General features: G+C 60.0%; 9 protein-coding genes and 2 rRNA genes. 10 read left to right on the top strand and 1 reads right to left on the bottom strand.

Features of this window, described 5'->3' with window-relative positions:
• Together ACQ4WR_RS09240 and rrf are read left to right on the top strand one after the other, a co-directional pair.
• A 23S ribosomal RNA gene (locus ACQ4WR_RS09240) occupies positions 1-102 on the top strand; the annotation flags it as partial.
• A gap of 139 nt (positions 103-241) precedes the next feature.
• A 5S ribosomal RNA gene (gene rrf / locus ACQ4WR_RS09235) occupies positions 242-354 on the top strand.
• A 266-nt stretch (positions 355-620) separates the two neighbouring features.
• Here rrf and uraH read toward each other — a convergent pair.
• Entirely contained in the window at positions 621-974 is a 354-nt protein-coding gene (gene uraH, locus ACQ4WR_RS09230) for a hydroxyisourate hydrolase (RefSeq protein ID WP_102295694.1), read from the bottom strand.
• Positions 975-1,095: 121 nt separating this feature from the next.
• Between uraH and puuE the strand changes: the two genes are divergently transcribed.
• The 8 genes from puuE (at position 1,096) to ACQ4WR_RS09190 (ending at position 16,000) form a co-directional block, all read left to right on the top strand.
• A complete protein-coding gene (gene puuE, locus ACQ4WR_RS09225; RefSeq protein ID WP_436486780.1) occupies positions 1,096-2,049 on the top strand; it encodes an allantoinase PuuE in 954 nt (317 codons plus the stop codon).
• Positions 2,050-2,148: 99 nt separating this feature from the next.
• On the top strand, positions 2,149-3,615 hold the full coding sequence (gene xdhA / locus ACQ4WR_RS09220; protein WP_436486778.1) for a xanthine dehydrogenase small subunit: 1,467 nt from the start codon (positions 2,149-2,151) through the stop codon (positions 3,613-3,615).
• A 10-nt stretch (positions 3,616-3,625) separates the two neighbouring features.
• Positions 3,626-5,971: a xanthine dehydrogenase molybdopterin binding subunit gene (gene xdhB, locus ACQ4WR_RS09215; protein ID WP_436486777.1), complete on the top strand. Its 2,346-nt coding sequence runs from the start codon at positions 3,626-3,628 to the stop codon at positions 5,969-5,971.
• 10 nt (positions 5,972-5,981) lie between these two features.
• The gene (gene xdhC / locus ACQ4WR_RS09210; RefSeq protein WP_436486797.1) at positions 5,982-7,049 is read left to right on the top strand and encodes a xanthine dehydrogenase accessory protein XdhC; all 1,068 of its coding nucleotides are present in this window, start codon (positions 5,982-5,984) and stop codon (positions 7,047-7,049) included.
• 9 nt (positions 7,050-7,058) lie between these two features.
• Positions 7,059-8,375 carry a guanine deaminase gene (gene guaD / locus ACQ4WR_RS09205; protein ID WP_436486775.1) on the top strand — a complete coding sequence of 439 codons (1,317 nt, stop codon included), beginning with the start codon at positions 7,059-7,061 and terminating at the stop codon, positions 8,373-8,375.
• Positions 8,376-8,458: 83 nt separating this feature from the next.
• The gene (locus tag ACQ4WR_RS09200; RefSeq protein ID WP_436486773.1) at positions 8,459-9,973 is read left to right on the top strand and encodes an adenosine deaminase family protein; all 1,515 of its coding nucleotides are present in this window, start codon (positions 8,459-8,461) and stop codon (positions 9,971-9,973) included.
• Between the two features lie 793 nt (positions 9,974-10,766).
• Entirely contained in the window at positions 10,767-14,177 is a 3,411-nt protein-coding gene (locus tag ACQ4WR_RS09195) for a TonB-dependent receptor (protein ID WP_436486772.1), read from the top strand.
• Positions 14,178-14,290: 113 nt separating this feature from the next.
• On the top strand, positions 14,291-16,000 hold the full coding sequence (locus tag ACQ4WR_RS09190) for a bifunctional metallophosphatase/5'-nucleotidase (RefSeq protein WP_436486770.1): 1,710 nt from the start codon (positions 14,291-14,293) through the stop codon (positions 15,998-16,000).

Here is a 16,000-nt window from a genome sequence, read left to right as displayed (position 1 = left end):
TCTTTGAAGGGTCGTTCGAGACCAGGACGTTGATAGGCTGGGTGTGGAAGTGCAGTAATGCATTAAGCTAACCAGTACTAATTGCCCGTACGGCTTGTCCCTATAACCTTAGCAGGTGCAGAGGATAAGACGGTACAACGTTGCGTGTGTGTTGATACAACCAGTCATTACCCCAATCTTTGCTTCTTCCAGATTCATGGCCTTGTCGTCCTACAGGAGACAAGCGTCAGTACAAGTTATGCCTGATGACCATAGCAAGTTGGTCCCACCCCTTCCCATCCCGAACAGGACCGTGAAACAACTTTGCGCCGATGATAGTGCTGCAACCAGTGTGAAAGTAGGTTATCGTCAGGCTTGTTATTCGCAGTAGAGAAAAACCCCGCCAGTAATGGTGGGGTTTTTTTTCGTCTGGAGATTCGTGGCTTATGTCTGTGGTGTTTGTCGGCTTACGCGCTGCGCGCTAAGCCGACCTACTTCGATTTACCGCCGGCCAGGTCAGGTAGGTCGGATTAGCGCGGCAAGGCCGCGCGTAATCCGACAACCACGCCAGCCGCTAGGTCGGATGCACGGGGCCGTCGAGGTGCGCAGCGTAAGCCGACAATATGCTTGGTACCAAATTATCAGCTCCCGCGATACGTGGAATACGACCACGGCGACACCACCAGCGGCACGTGATAATTCTCATCCGTGTGCGCAATGCCAAATGAAAGCGTTACCAGGTCGATGAAACGGGGCGACGGCAGTTCCACGCCTTGGGCGGCAAAATAGTCGCCGGCATTGAAGACCAGCTCATACTGGCCCGCTTTCATGCTGTCGCCTTCCAGCAAGGGCGAACTGCAGCGGCCATCGCTGTTGGTCATATCCATCTTCAACAACACTTTTCCTTCCGCTGCGACTGAAAACAGGGCCACCTTGACCCCGGCTCCGGGTTTGCCGTGGGCGATGTCGAGTACATGCGTGCTGAGTTTTCCCATTTGCTATCCTGTATATAGGGTGAGTGAATGTGCTTATCGTGCAAATCATATACCGGCGACGGCATCGGGCTATATGATTGGGCATATAGACCACATTGTCCTCCTATAGGCGAGCCAGCGCATGAGTACTTACGACCATTATCCACGTGACCTGATCGGCTATGGCCGCACGCCGCCCCATCCGCAATGGCCGGGCAAGGCCCGTATTGCGCTGCAATTCGTCCTCAATTATGAAGAAGGTGCGGAAAACAGCGTGCTCCATGGCGATCCCGCCTCGGAGACCTTTTTATCGGAAATGATAGGCGCCGCCGCCTTTCCCACCCGTCACCTGAGCATGGAGTCGATCTATGAATATGGTTCGCGCGCTGGGCTGTGGCGCTTGCTGCGCATGTTCGAGGAGCGAGGCCTGCCGTTGACGGTCTTTGGCGTCTCGATGGCCTTGAAGCGCAATCCGGAGGCAGTGGCCGCCTTCCAGGAGCTGGGGCATGAAATCGCCTGCCATGGCTTGCGCTGGATTTCCTATCAAAACATGGATGAGGCGACGGAGCGCGAACACATGCGCGAGGCCGTGCAGATTATCCGTGAATTGACGGGGGCCGCGCCGCAAGGCTGGTACACCGGGCGCGATTCGCCAAATACGCGCAAACTGGTGGTGGAACATGGCGGTTTCCGCTACGACGCCGATTATTATGGCGATGACCTGCCCTTCTGGGAAAAGGTCGCGTACACGGACGCGGCAGGCGTACCAGTCGTGCAGCCGCAACTGATCGTGCCCTATACCCTGGACACGAACGACATGCGCTTTGCTGCCATGCAAGGCTTTAATTCGGGCACGCAGTTCTTTGATTATCTGAAGGACGCCTTCGATGTGCTGTATGCGGAAGGCGATCCGAACGGCTTGAACCAGCCGAAGATGCTGTCCGTCGGCTTGCATTGCCGTCTGGTCGGGCGGCCGGGCCGCGCGGCGGCTCTGGCGCGCTTTCTTGATTACGTACAGCGCCATGAGCAGGTATGGATTACGCGCCGCATCGACATCGCCGAGCACTGGCATGCGACGCACCCGTTCCAGGCATAAGTTTTATTGATATAGGATGATAAGTAAAATCAGTCTTTGCATATAGTTGTCCTGTGTGCCGGTGTTAATCTTCTCCACTGGGACTATTCCGAGGCCAGCATGTCAGAACCGATTCGCTTTTATTACCGTGGTGCCGTGCAGGAAGTGCACAACGCCGCCCCCACGCAGACTGTGTTGCAGCACCTGCGCGAGGATTTGCATTGCACGGGCACCAAGGAAGGCTGCGCCGAAGGCGATTGCGGCGCCTGCACGGTGGTGGTCGCCAGCCTGCTCGACGGCAAGGTGGAAATGAAGGCTGTCAACGCCTGCATCCAGCTTACGCCCACCCTCGATGGCAAGGCCCTGTTCTCCGTGGAAGACTTGCAACAGCCCGATGGCGCCCTGCATCCGGTACAGCAGGCAATGGTCGAATGCCACGGTTCCCAGTGCGGTTTCTGCACGCCCGGTTTCGTCATGTCGCTGTGGGGCATGTATCTGGAAAAAAATGGCGCGACGCCCACGCGCTGCGAAATCGACGACACCCTGTCAGGCAATTTATGCCGCTGCACCGGTTACCGTCCCATCATCGATGCAGCCAGACGCATGGGCGAATTGCCGCGCGTGGAATTTGATCGCGCTGGCTTGCAAACGCAATTGCAGGCGCTGCAGCGCGGCAGCCTGCTGACCTATGAACATGGCGGCCAGCACTTCCATGCGCCGCGCACGGTGGATGAACTGGTGGCGCTGCGCAAGGCGCATCCGCAAGCCTGCCTGCTGGCTGGCTCCACTGATATCTGCCTGTGGGTGACCAAACAGCTGCGTGACCTGGGCGACATCATTTATTTGGGCAACGTGGCTGCGTTGAAAACCATTGTGATTACCGACGGCAAGCTGCAGATCGGCGCCGGCGCCAGCCTCAACGATGCCTACGGCACGCTGTGCCAGCATTATCCCGATGAATTGTCGGAACTGTGGCAGCGCTTTGCCTCCTTGCCGATCCGTAACGCGGGTACCCTGGGCGGCAATGTGGCAAATGGTTCGCCCATCGGCGACTCGATGCCGTGGCTGATCGCGCTGGGCAGCGAGATCGTGCTGCGCGGTCCCGCCGGCCAGCGCAGCATGCCGCTGGAAGATTTTTATCTTGGCTATCAAAAGAAGGATCTGCAGCCCGGCGAGTTCGTCGAAGCCGTGCACGTGCCTTTGCCACGCGCCGGCGTGCATTTCCGCACGTATAAGCTGGCCAAGCGCTTTGACCAGGATATCTCGGCCGTCTGCGCCGCGTTTGCCTTTGAGCTCGATGGCGAGCGCATCACGGACGCGCGTATCGCCTTTGGCGGCATGGCGGCCACGCCGCAGCGCGCCGCGCAAACGGAGGCATTTTTGCGTGGACAGGCTTGGACGGAAGAGAACTTGCTCATCGCCATGCGCTTGCTGGCCGACGATTACGCGCCGCTGTCGGACATGCGCGCGTCGAACACTTATCGCATGACGACGGCGCAAAACCTGCTGCGCCGCTTCTGGCTGGAAACACGCACCGGTGCGCCTTTGCCACGCACCGCCATCAACGCCTACGCTTGCCGCGCCTGAAAGGCCCCGCATGAACCATCCTGCCACGCCCGAACTGCAAGCTGCCGCCTGGAGCGCCGTAGGCAAGCCCAGCCCGCACGAATCGGCCCAATTGCATGTGCTGGGGCAAGCTACCTATACGGATGATATTGCCGAACTGCAGGGCACCTTGCACGCGGCCTTGGGCCTGTCGCAAAAGCCGCACGCACGCATCACGGCCATGGATCTGTCCGCCGTGCGCGCCGCCCGTGGCGTCGTCGCCGTCTACACGGCGCAGGACATTCCCGGTACCAACGATTGCGGTCCCATCATCCATGACGACCCCATCCTGGCGGCGGAGCTGGTGCAGTACGTGGGCCAGCCGATTTTTATCGTGGTGGCCGATACGCACGACCACGCGCGCCGCGCGGCGCGTCTGGCGCAAGTGTCGTATGACGAATTGCCGGCGATCATGACACCGCAAGCGGCCAAGGCGGCGCAGTCGTATGTGCTGCCGCCGATGCGCCTGGCGCGTGGCGACTACCAGGCCGCGTTCGAGCAGGCGCCGCATGTGGTCAAGGGCCAGTTGTATGTGGGCGGCCAGGAGCAGTTTTATCTGGAAGGACAGATTTCCTACGCGATCCCGAAGGAAGCGCAGGGCATGCTGGTGCTGTGTTCTACCCAGCACCCGAGCGAGATGCAGCACGTGGTGGCGCATGCACTGGGCGTGCATTCGCATAACATCACCGTCGAATGCCGGCGCATGGGCGGCGGTTTTGGCGGCAAGGAATCGCAGTCGGCCCTGTGGGCGGCGGCCTCGGCCATCGCCGCATCGAAATTGAAACGCCCGGTAAAACTGCGCGCCGACCGTGACGACGACATGCTGGTGACGGGCAAGCGCCATTGTTTTTATTATGAATACGAAGTGGGCTACGACGATGATGGCAGGATTCTTGCCGCGAAAGTCGACATGACGACGCGCGCGGGGTACTCGGCGGACTTGTCCGGTCCCGTCGCCACGCGCGCCGTCTGCCATTTCGACAACACCTATTATTTGTCCGACGTGGATATCCGCGCCGCTTGCGGCAAGACGAATACGCAGTCGAACACGGCGTTCCGGGGCTTCGGCGGGCCGCAGGGCGCCATCGCCATCGAATACGTGATCGATGAAATCGCCCGCCATCTGCAGCGCGACGCGCTGGATATCCGCCTGCTCAATTTTTACGGGCGCAACGATGGCGAAGGGCGCAACGTCACGCCGTACGGCCAGAAAATCGTCGACAACGTCATCCATGAACTGGTGGCCGAGCTGGAACAGAGCAGCGATTACCGCGCGCGCCGCCGCGCCATCGACGCCTACAACGAAGCCAGCCCCATCCTGAAGAAGGGCCTGGCGTTCACGCCGCTGAAATTCGGCATCGCCTTCAATGTCACGCATCTGAACCAGGCCGGTGCCTTGGTGCATGTGTATGTGGACGGTTCCGTGCTGGTCAATCATGGCGGCACGGAAATGGGGCAGGGCATCAATACCAAGGTCATGCAGGTGGTGGCGCATGAGCTGGGCCTGGACCTCGAACGTGTGCGCGCCACGGCCACCGATACAAGCAAGGTGGCGAATACCTCGGCCACGGCGGCGTCCACCGGTGCCGACCTGAACGGCAAGGCGGCGCAGGATGCGGCGCGGCAGATCCGTGAACGCCTGGCTGATTACGCGGTCAAACTGTATGGTGGCGAAACGGCTTCCGTGCGCTTCTTCGGTAACCACATCCACGTGCAAGGCCACGTCGTACCGTTTGCCGAACTGGTGCAAAAGGCGTATCTGGCGCGGGTGCACCTGTGGTCGGACGGCTTTTATGCCACGCCTGGTCTGTCGTGGGATGCGAAGACGATGACGGGCCATCCTTTTTCGTATTACGCCTATGGCGCGGCCGTGGCCGAAGTAGTGGTCGATACCCTGACGGGCGAATGGAAGCTGCTGCGCGCCGATGCCTTGTACGACGCGGGCCAGTCATTGAATCCGGCGATTGACCTGGGCCAGGTGGAAGGCGCGTTTATCCAGGGCATGGGCTGGCTGACGACGGAACAGCTATGGTGGAATGCCGCCGGCAAGCTGATGACGCATGCGCCATCGACGTACAAAATCCCCGGCATTTCCGATTGCCCGGAAGACTTCCGTGTGAACCTGTTCCAGAACCGTAACGTGGAAGACAGCATCCACCGCTCGAAAGCCGTGGGCGAGCCGCCGCTGCTGCTGCCGTTTTCCGTGTTCTTCGCCATCCGCGACGCCATTTCCAGCGTCGGCAATCACGTCATCCAGCCCCCGCTCAATGCCCCGGCCACCAGCGAGGAAATCCTCAGGGCGGTGATGGCCGTGCAAGCGGCTGGCGTGGCGGCGTAAGGGGCCGATGATGAGCGACTGGCTGACAGCGATGGAGAATGACACGCAAGCTTGCGTGCTGGTGACGGTGGCCCTGGTGGAAGGTTCCGGGCCGCGCGAGGCAGGCGCGAAGATGCGCGTCGCCACCAGCGGCCAGGTCGACACCATCGGTGGCGGCCACCTGGAACTGCGCGCCGTGGAGATCGCCAAGACCATGCTGGCCACGGGCAATACCCAGGCGCGCCTGGAACGCTTTGCGCTGGGCCCCAGCCTGGGCCAGTGCTGCGGTGGTGTCGTCTGGCTGGCGTTCGAACCAGTGGATACCGGCCGCGATGCGGTCTTGTCCGCCTTGCGTGAACGCCGCCAGCAAGACAGCTGGCGTCTGACGGCGCTCGATGGCGACGCCGCCTCGGCCCTGTTCGATACGGCGGGCAAGCTGATCGCTGGCACGGGCGAGCACGCGCCCGATACATTTTCGCGCGAACGGGGCACGCATGTGGCGCAAGGCATGGACGGGCGGCGCTGGCTGGTCGACCCGTGCCTGGCGCCGCGCGCCCATTTGACCTTGTTCGGCGCCGGCCACGTGGGCGCCGCCATCGTGCGGGCGCTGGCCCACTTGCCCTGCAACGTCACCTGGGTCGATGAACGCGACGACATGTTTCCGTCCGATATGCCTGATAATGTGCGCATCGCCGCCACCGACACGCCCGAGGAATTTGTGTCCATGGCGCCGCCGGGCGGCAGTTTTCTTGTCATGACGCATAGCCATGCGCTCGATCAACGCTTGACCGAGGCCATCATGGCGCGCGACGATGCCGGCTGGTTTGGCTTGATCGGTTCGCACACGAAACGCAAGCAGTTCGAGCACCGCTTGCAGGCGCGCGGCGTGCCGGATGGGCGCATCGCCGCCATGGTGTGTCCGATCGGCATGCCAAGTATCCGCAACAAGGCGCCGGCCGTGATCGCCGCGTCCGTTGCCTGTCAATTATTGATGGTGTGGGAGGAAGCCGCCAGCGCGGCCCTGGCCGCACCGCTGCGGCTGGTATCTGCCAACGCGCCGCCGCGCCGCAAGAGCCGCGCTGCCACTCACCCCTTATAGAAAGAAGTCATGCCGATTGTTCCTGCCACATTGCAAGCTTACCGTGCCAGCTTGCTGCACTTCCACGCCGATCCTGCTTTCAGCGACGACGCGCATGCCTGGCATGCGGACGGCTTGCTGATCGTTGCCGATGGCAAGGTCGTGGCGGCCGGCGATTATGCACAACTGCTGCCGACTTTGCCGCCAGGCAGCCAGATCATCGATTACAGCGGCAAGCTGATCGTGCCTGGCTTCATCGACACGCATGTGCATTTCCCGCAGACGGAAATGATTGCCTCGCCCGCGCCCGGTTTGCTGCCATGGCTGGAGACGTATACCTTCCCCACCGAGCGCGCATTTGAAAATCCTGAGCACGCGCGCAACGTGGCCGAGTTTTTTCTCGACGAACTGCTGCGCTGCGGCACCACCACGGCCATGGTGTACGGCAGCGTGCATCCGCAATCCGTCGATGCCTTCTTCGGCGCCAGCGAGGCGCGCGGCTTGCGCATGGTGGCGGGTAAGGTCATGATGGACCGCAACTGCCCGGAATTCCTGCGCGATACGGCCGAGTCCGGCGCGCGCGAAACTGAAGAGCTGATCCGGCGCTGGCACAAGCACGGCCGCTCGCTGTACGCGATCACGCCCCGTTTCGTGCCCACTTCGACGAATCAACAGATGCACCTGGCGGGCGAGCTGGCACATGCCTTTCCGGACACGTATCTGCAGACGCATGTATCGGAAAACGAGGATGAGTGCCGCTGGGTGCGCGAACTGCATCCGCAGGCGCGCAGCTACCTCGACGTGTATGACCAGTACGGCATGCTGCGTCCGCGTGCCATGTTCGGCCATTGCATCTGGCTCGACGAGCGCGACCGCGCACGCATGGCAGAGACCGACTCGGCCGCCGCCATCTGTCCGACTTCGAATCTTTTCCTCGGCAGCGGCCTGTTCGATTTTGAGCGGGCCGATGCGGCGCGCGTGCTGCTCTCGCTGGCCACCGACGTGGGCGGTGGCACCTCGTTCTCGATGTTGCAAACCATGAACGAAGCCTATAAAGTAGCACGCTTGAAAGGCAGCTATCTGCCCGCCTTGCGCATGTTTTACCTGGCAACCCTGGGCGCCGCGCGCGCCATGCAACTGGAAGGCACTCTGGGCAATTTCACGCCGGGCACGGAAGCGGATTTTATTGTGCTCGACAAGCAATCGACGCCGCTGCTGGCGCGCCGCACGGCCGCTTGCCAAAGCATCGAGGAATTGCTGTTTGCCTTTGCGCTGCTGGGCGACGACCGCGCCGTGGCCGCCACTTATTCAGGCGGACGCTGCGTGCATGTGCGGGAGCAGAACTGACCTACCCGTTGTTCAACCTTGATGTATCCTGATGATTTGCCGCTGCTTATTTTCAGGATGATTCACCCTGATCGAGAACGCTGATGCAAAAGAAATTCCCGGGCCTGGCGCTGGCCGCCGCACTCGCCGCCGCGCTGCCATTGGCTGGCACGGCCCACGCCGCCAACGCCGTGGCCGCTCCTTCCGCCAACGAGGTGGCCACCGCGCGCCATTTTGCCGCCCTGGTCTCGGGCACCCAGCCGAAGACCGCCGAGCTGAGCCTGTTCTTTTCCATGATGCCCAAGGGCGGTGATCTGCATCACCATTACTCGGGCGCCATCTATGCCGAGCAATTCCTCGACTGGGTCGACAAGGAAAACTATTGCGTCAACAAGACGACCTACCGCATCGAAAGCAACAAGGAAGTCGTGGCGGCCGAGCGCGCCAAGCCGGCCGCCCAGCGCGGCTGCCTGTCGTCCACGGAAGTATTCGCCGATGCGGGCCTGTATGCGGAATTGCTGCAGCGCTGGTCGACCAAGGATTTCTATAATCACGGTGCCATCCAGACGCCCCCTGACCGTACCTTTTTTGATACTTTCGGCTACTTCGGTCCCGTCGCATCGAGCAACACGGCCGATGGCCTGAAAACCCTGAAGCAGCGCGCCATCGCGGAAAACTTGAGCTATATCGAAACGATTTTCGAGCTGTCGCCGTTCGTGCAAAGCACGCAATTCGACCAGCAGGTGCTGGCGCCGGGCTTGCAGCCGGCCGCCCTGCAAGCCGTGCTGGCCAACTGGACAGCTAGCCTGGAGCAGGATGCCAGCTTCCAGAAAAGCATCACGGCCTATAACGACAACGTGAACAGCAGCAGCGCCGGCATCGACGACGCCGATTTCACCATGCGCTACCAGGCGTACGTGCTGCGCTTCCTGTCGCCATCGCAAGTATTTTCCTCGATGGTGGCGGCCTTCAAGGCGGCCAGCCTGAATCCGCTGGTGGTGGGCGTCAACATCGTGGGCCAGGAAAGCGTGAATGTCTCCATGCGCGACTACAGCCTGCACATGGAAATGTTCAAGTTCCTGAAGGCAAAGTATCCGAACGTGAAGATCGCCCTGCACGCCGGCGAGCTTGCGCTGGGCATGGTGCCGCCGGAAGGCATGGCATTCCACATCGCCGAAGCCGTCAATGTGGCGGGGGCCGACCGCATCGGCCACGGCATGGATATCGCCTACGAGCACAATGCGCTGGCCACCATGCAGAAGATGCGCGCGCGGGGCATTCCCGTGGAAGTGAATCTGACCAGCAATGATTACATCCTCGGTATCAAGGGGCAGGCCCATCCGATCACCCTGTACCGCAAGTACGGCGTGCCGTTCGTCATCTCGACGGATGACGCGGGCGTGTCGCGCAATACCTTGTCGAACGAATATGTGCTGTTTGCCAGCCAGTACAAGACGGATTACGCGGAACTGAAAAAGCTCTCGTATAACAGCCTGCGCTATTCCTTCCTTGCTGATGCTGATAAACAACGCTTGCTGAAAGCCCTGGACGTTCGTTTTGCCCGCTTTGAGGCGCAAATTGCCGCCGCCGACAAGACGGAAAAAAGCAGCAAACCGTAAGTTTCGCCCGCGTCGAAACTGACACTCTTGCCACGGCCGGGTTCTCCGGCCGTTTTCCATTTCCCTGCCGAATTTTCAACGATGTTTTATTGTCAATTTTGTGGCGGCTATGCGACACAATTCACCCCAGATGCATGACTTTATCCAATTTCCTGGATGAATCAATTTCAAGCACATATTGCTCACTTATAATCTCGCGCCATAAGCCCGGATACGCTCATCACGATATCAATCCTACTACTTAGTCTCTGCTATTTATATTTTAAATATATAAATATGTAAAAAAAAACGTATTTGTCATCCATTTTTTGATGATGCATAGTGAGATGAGGGTGATATTAAAAAGTCACAATTCATATTCGTGATGACGTATGAAGATGGGTATTTGCAGTAAATAAAGGTGAGATGCAGAGTGAAACAAACAGTCATGCCGCAAAATGACGAGATTTTTCTGCATCTTGCCGCCGTGTCACAGTCTTGAAATATTTAACAATTACACTCGCGGCTTGCCATGTTGGCCGGTGCAGCATGTCGGGTGAATGACACAGGTGCTAGCGCCCTGGGTTGTACGGACCGGAACAGTGTTTTCAGCCGAAATTGTCAGGATACGGAGAGCCGTGATGTGCGGAGAGGCGTTTGTGATGGTCTTTGTCAGGACCGCAGCCAGTCCAGCCGGCGTAACAGTTGCAGCATCGTAAAGAGGAAATGTTGTGTTTGTGTTGCTGTGCGGCGCAGCCGGGCGGTGAGGCAATCCAGGATTTTCAAAAAATAATAGTCTTTTCTGGGGTTAAAGATGATCAATCACAAACGACTTCGGCTAACGCAAATCGCGTTAAGCCTGTCTATTGCACTGGCGGCGGCACCATCGTTCGCACAGAACACTACCTCGGCCATTAGCGGACGTATCTCGTCCAACGATGGTCAGCCAGCAGCTGGCGCCCAGGTAAACATCGTGCACGTTGAATCTGGCTCCGCCAGCAACGTGACCACCGATGCTGAAGGCCGCTATGTTGCCCGTGGCTTGCGCGCTGGCGGTCCTTACACGATCACCATCACCAAGAACGGCGAAGTGGAAAAACGCGAGGGCGTGTACATCCAGCTGGCTGAAACGGCCAGCGTCGATGCGACCCTGGGTGCGCCGATGCAATCGGTGAAAGTGGTCGGCAATGCCGCCCGTGCACAAATCTTTAACCGCAGCAACATGGGCGCCGGCACCAACATCGGCCCGACGGAACTGGCAACCCAGGCATCGATCTCGCGCAGCCTGCAGGACTACGCCCGCGCCGACCCGCGCCTGTCGCAAACGGACAAGGAACGTGGCGAAATCTCTGTTGCTGGCCAGAACTCGCGCTACAACTCGATGACGATTGACGGCGTGGCCGTGAATGACACTTTCGGCCTGGAAGCATCGGGTACCGCGACCGGCAAGCAACCGATTTCGATCGAAGCGATCCAGTCGGTTCAGGTGAACGTCGCCAACTATGACGTGACGCAAAAAGGCTACACGGGCGCGAACATCAACGCCGTGACCAAGTCCGGCACCAACAAAGTCAAGGGCAGCGTTTACTACGTGTTCCGCAATGACACCACCGCTGGCGACCGCTACAACGATTCGACCGGTGAATACTACGCGCCGCCAAAGTCGAAAGACACCACCAAGGGCGTTACCCTGGGCGGCCCGCTGATCCAGGACAAACTGTTCCTGTTTGCGAACTACGAAGAAACCAAGAGCTCGCGCGGCGCGCCAGCCTTCGGTCCGATCGGCAGCGACAAGACCAACGTGGCCATTTCGCAATCGGCCATCGATAGCGCCATCAGTATCGCCAAAGATAAATATGGCCTCGATATCGGTAGCTCGGCTATCCCTGCCGGTTCCGAATTCTCGGCCAAGGAAAAGCTGCTGAAGCTGGACTGGAACTTGACCGACAGCCAGCGCATGATGCTGCGTTACACCAAGACAGAACAAGCGGAGCCGATTTACACGGGTTTCTCGCAAACCGGTTTGTCGTTGAGCTCGTACTGGTACACCCAGGAAAAGAGCCTGGAAACCCTGGTCGGCCAATGGACGGCCGAGTGGACCCCAACGTTCTCGACCGAAGTCAAGTTCTCGACGCGCGACTATGACAGCGTACCGAAAAACAATGCCTACCTGCCAGCCATGGGCTTGCAATTCACGGGCGCGCTGCCAGCAGGCGCACCGGCTGGCCTGGCCACCGGCAACCGCTTCCTGAACTTCGGTACCGAACAAAGCCGCCAGCAGAACGTCTTGAAGACCAAGACGAAAGATTTCTACGCTGCCGGTACCTGGGCGCTGGGCGACCATGAAGTCAAGTTTGGTACCGATTACAGCAAGAACGATGTCTACAATGCGTTCCTGCAAAACGTCTACGGTAACTACACCTTCGGTTGTATCAACAGCAGCGCAGCGCTGACCTATTCGTTTGGCGCGATCAGCTGCGGTACGGCTACCGCCGCACAATTGCAAGCTGCCGTGCTGGAAAACTTCAGCCGCGGTCGTCCAAGTTCGTACTCCTACCAGGTGGCACAGCCAGGCCGCACCCTGAACGATGCGATCGCGACCTTCTCGCTGAAAAACATCGGTTTGTTCGTGCAGGATAGCTGGGATGTCAGCAAGCAGCTGACGGTCATGGCCGGCTTGCGCATTGATGGCACCCGTATTGGCGAAAAGCCGATCTACAATGCGCTGGCAGCCCGTCCTACCGTGGCACGCACGACGCCAACCGGCCGTCAAACGGGCGGCTTCGGTATCGACAATTCGCACACCATCGATGGCGAGAATCTGTATCAGCCACGCGTAGGCTTCAACTACAAGCTCGATTCGGCTCGTCCGACGCAGTTCCGTGGCGGTTTCGGTCTGTTCCAGGGCGCGGCAGCCAGTGTCTGGCTGGGCAATCCATACCAGAACACCGGTCTGGTCACGCAAAACATCACTTGCACCTCCGCCGCTGGCACTTGCCCGACGACCGATGGTTTCTTCAACCCGGATCCAACCAAGCAGCCAACCAACCTGGCCGCCGTTGTTCCAGCCATGAAAGTCGACGCCCTGAGCCCCGATCTGGCGCAACCGTCGGTATGGAAAGCCAATCTGGCGTTCGAGCATGAGTTGCCATGGATGGGCTTGATTGTTGGCGCGGAATACCTGCGCCTGCAAACCAAGAACTCGATCTACTACGAAGAGCTGAACATGGGCGCGCCTACCGCCACCGGTAGCGATGGCCGTCCGCTGTACTATGGCCCGAACGCCTACAAGACTTCGTGCTGGAATGCGACCGGTGGTCTGATCGGTGGCGCCAACTGCAGCGCGTTGACCAAAGCGGGCAGCAACGCCGCCTTCGGCCAGGTGCTGATGGCCAAGAACACGGACAAAGGCGAGTCGAACGTGCTGACCCTGTCGGTACGCAGCCCGCTGCGTGAAGGCCTGTCGTGGGGTTCGTCGTACACCTACAGCGATGCCACGGAAGTGTCGCCGCTGACGTCGTCGACCTCGAGCTCGAACTGGGGTGGCCGTGCCGTCTTCAACCCGAACGAAAACGTCGCGTCAAACTCGAACTACATGGTCAAGGACCGCTTCACGGCTAACCTTAACTGGCAAAAACGCTTCTTCGGCGAATACAAGACCACTTTCGGTCTGTTCTATGAAGGCCGTAGCGGCAAGCCATACAGCTGGACCATCAACAATGACTTGAACGGTGACGGTCTGGCCGGCAATGACCTGATGTACATTCCTAGCGCGCCAGGTTCGGGCGAAGTGGTCTTCTCCGGTGCGACGCCAGCGGCCCGCGCCGCCAATGAGGCAGCGTTCTGGAAAGTCGTCAATGCCAATGGCGACTTGCGTAAAGCCAAGGGCGGCGTGATTGGCCGTAACGAAAGCTTTGCATCATGGACCAACAGCTTTGACGTGCGTCTGAGCCAGGAAGTGCCAGGCTTCTTCAAGGGCAACAAGGGTATCTTCACCTTTGACATCTTGAACGTCGGTAACATGATCAACCGTAAATGGGGCCGCATCAATGAAGTGGCCTTCCAGTCGGCTGGTGGCCAGGTGCGCAGCTTCGTCGACTACGTCGGTATGGAAAACGGCAAGTATGTCTACAACACCCGTGCAGTAGTCGAAGGCCTGGAAACACGCCAGGCCAAGGGCGAATCGCAATGGGCACTGCAAGCAACGATCAAGTACGAGTTCTAATCTCGTCCTTGCCTCGTAGCTTGGCAAACTAAAAAACGGCTGGTGGCGACACCAGCCGTTTTTTTTATATGCAAGATGGTTTACTCTTTCCCCTTTTTAATAAATATCATTCCATGGCTCACTTCCTACGCACTCCTGTCGCCAGCGCGGCCTTGATTCTCACCCTGTCCGGCTGCAGCCATTTCGCTGCCGCGCCACAGGCTGCGCGCAGCGGCCCCATTGAAGTGAACCTGGTCGCTTTGAACGATTTCCACGGTAACCTCGAGCGCAGCAAATTCAGCTACACCAGCGTCACCGACCCGGTGCGCAAGACGGTGCAGGCAGGCGGCATCGATACCTTGTCCGGCGCCTTGACGGCCTGGCGCGGCGAAGACGCGCAGCTGATCTTTGTCGGCAATGGCGACCTGGTCGGTGCCAGTCCCGCCATGTCGGCCCTGTGGGCGGACGAACCGAGCATCGTGGCCATGAACATGCTGGGCATGAAGGCCAGCTCGGTCGGCAACCATGAGTTTGACCAGGGCAAGGCGGAGCTGCTGCGCCAGCAGCGCGGCGGCTGCGACTCGTCGCGTGCCGACAAGGCATGCAAGTTCAGCCCCGACTTCAAGGGCGCCAGCTATGCGTATCTGGCGGCGAACGTGATCGACAGCCAAACGGGCAAGTCCCTGCTGCCGGCCTACCGCATCGAAGAAGCGCATGGTGTCAAGGTGGGCCTGATCGGCGCCGTGCTGAAAGATACGCCATCCGTGGTGACGGCGGCCGGCATCAGCGGTTTGCAGTTCGGCGATGAAGCCGACGCCATCAACGCCACCTTGCCGCAATTGCGCGCGCAGGGTGTGGGCGTGTTCGTCGTGCTGCTGCACCAGGGCGGCGAAACGCCGGAAGCCGTCGACCAGCCTGACTGCAGCGGCCTCAAGGGCGAAGTGGTCGACGTGGTAAAGCGCCTCGACCCCGCCATTCAACTGGTCATCAGCGGCCATTCGCACCAGGGCTATCTGTGCCGTGTCGATGGGCGCCTGGTGACGCAGGCGCAAATGGGCGGCCACATGCTGACCCGCATCAAGCTCAAGGTCGATCCCGTCAAGAATGCCGTCATCGATGCCAGCGCACAAAACGTCGTCATGCTGCCGGGCCAGTACGCGCCGGACCCGGCCGTGGCGGCCTACCTGGAATCCGTGAAGCAGCGTAGCGCGGCCGAATTGTCGCGCCCGGTGGCCGTCATCGCCGTGCCCAGCGTGGGCCGCAGCACCAAGGGCGGTGGCGCTTCCGCGCTGGGCGACCTGGTGGCCGACAGCACCCTGTTCGGCGCGCGCGCCGCCGGCGCGCAAATCGGACTGATGAACAATGGCGGCATCCGCAAGGACCTGGAAGCGGGCGCCGGCCTGATGACGAACGTGGGGCAGAACCAGGCTGTGGTTCCGTTTGGCAATACCCTGATCGTCGTGAGTCTTTCTGGTGCGCAAATCCGCATCTTGCTGGAACAGCAATGGCCGGGCGCCGAAGCGGAAGAGGGCAACCTGCTGCAAGTGTCTGAAGGCTTTACGTATCGCTGGGACAGCACCCGGCCGCAGGGCCAGCGCGTGTTGCCGGGCAGCATCATGCTGAATGGCGTGGCCATCGATGATCAACAGCAATACCGTGTCGCCGCCAACAGTTTCCTCGCCGGTGGCGGCGACCGCTTCACCGTGCTGGCAGCCGGCACGCGCCGCCTCGACACGGGCGTGCGCGATATCGACGCCTTCAGCGACTACCTGATCGCCCGCGCCCGTGCTGGCAAGCCAGCCGGCAGCGCCACGCCGGCGGGTCGCATCGTGCGCGTCAAATAA

It is taken from the genome of Janthinobacterium amylolyticum (assembly GCF_051380655.1).
GTDB lineage: Bacteria > Pseudomonadota > Gammaproteobacteria > Burkholderiales > Burkholderiaceae_D > Janthinobacterium.
The sequence above is the reverse complement of the archived record's forward strand: the minus strand, read 5'-3'. Positions and strand labels throughout refer to the sequence as shown.

What these genes read in the sequence shown, in the direction of transcription:
- xdhC (WP_436486797.1), top strand. Translation starts at nt 5,982, where the DNA reads ATGAGCGACTGGCTGACAGCGATGGAGAATGACACGCAAGCTTGCGTG.
- xdhA (WP_436486778.1), top strand. Translation starts at nt 2,149, where the DNA reads ATGTCAGAACCGATTCGCTTTTATTACCGTGGTGCCGTGCAGGAAGTG.
- puuE (WP_436486780.1), top strand. Translation starts at nt 1,096, where the DNA reads ATGAGTACTTACGACCATTATCCACGTGACCTGATCGGCTATGGCCGC.
- ACQ4WR_RS09195 (WP_436486772.1), top strand. Translation starts at nt 10,767, where the DNA reads ATGATCAATCACAAACGACTTCGGCTAACGCAAATCGCGTTAAGCCTG.
- uraH (WP_102295694.1), bottom strand. Translation starts at nt 974, where the DNA reads ATGGGAAAACTCAGCACGCATGTACTCGACATCGCCCACGGCAAACCC.
- guaD (WP_436486775.1), top strand. Translation starts at nt 7,059, where the DNA reads ATGCCGATTGTTCCTGCCACATTGCAAGCTTACCGTGCCAGCTTGCTG.
- xdhB (WP_436486777.1), top strand. Translation starts at nt 3,626, where the DNA reads ATGAACCATCCTGCCACGCCCGAACTGCAAGCTGCCGCCTGGAGCGCC.
- ACQ4WR_RS09190 (WP_436486770.1), top strand. Translation starts at nt 14,291, where the DNA reads ATGGCTCACTTCCTACGCACTCCTGTCGCCAGCGCGGCCTTGATTCTC.
- ACQ4WR_RS09200 (WP_436486773.1), top strand. Translation starts at nt 8,459, where the DNA reads ATGCAAAAGAAATTCCCGGGCCTGGCGCTGGCCGCCGCACTCGCCGCC.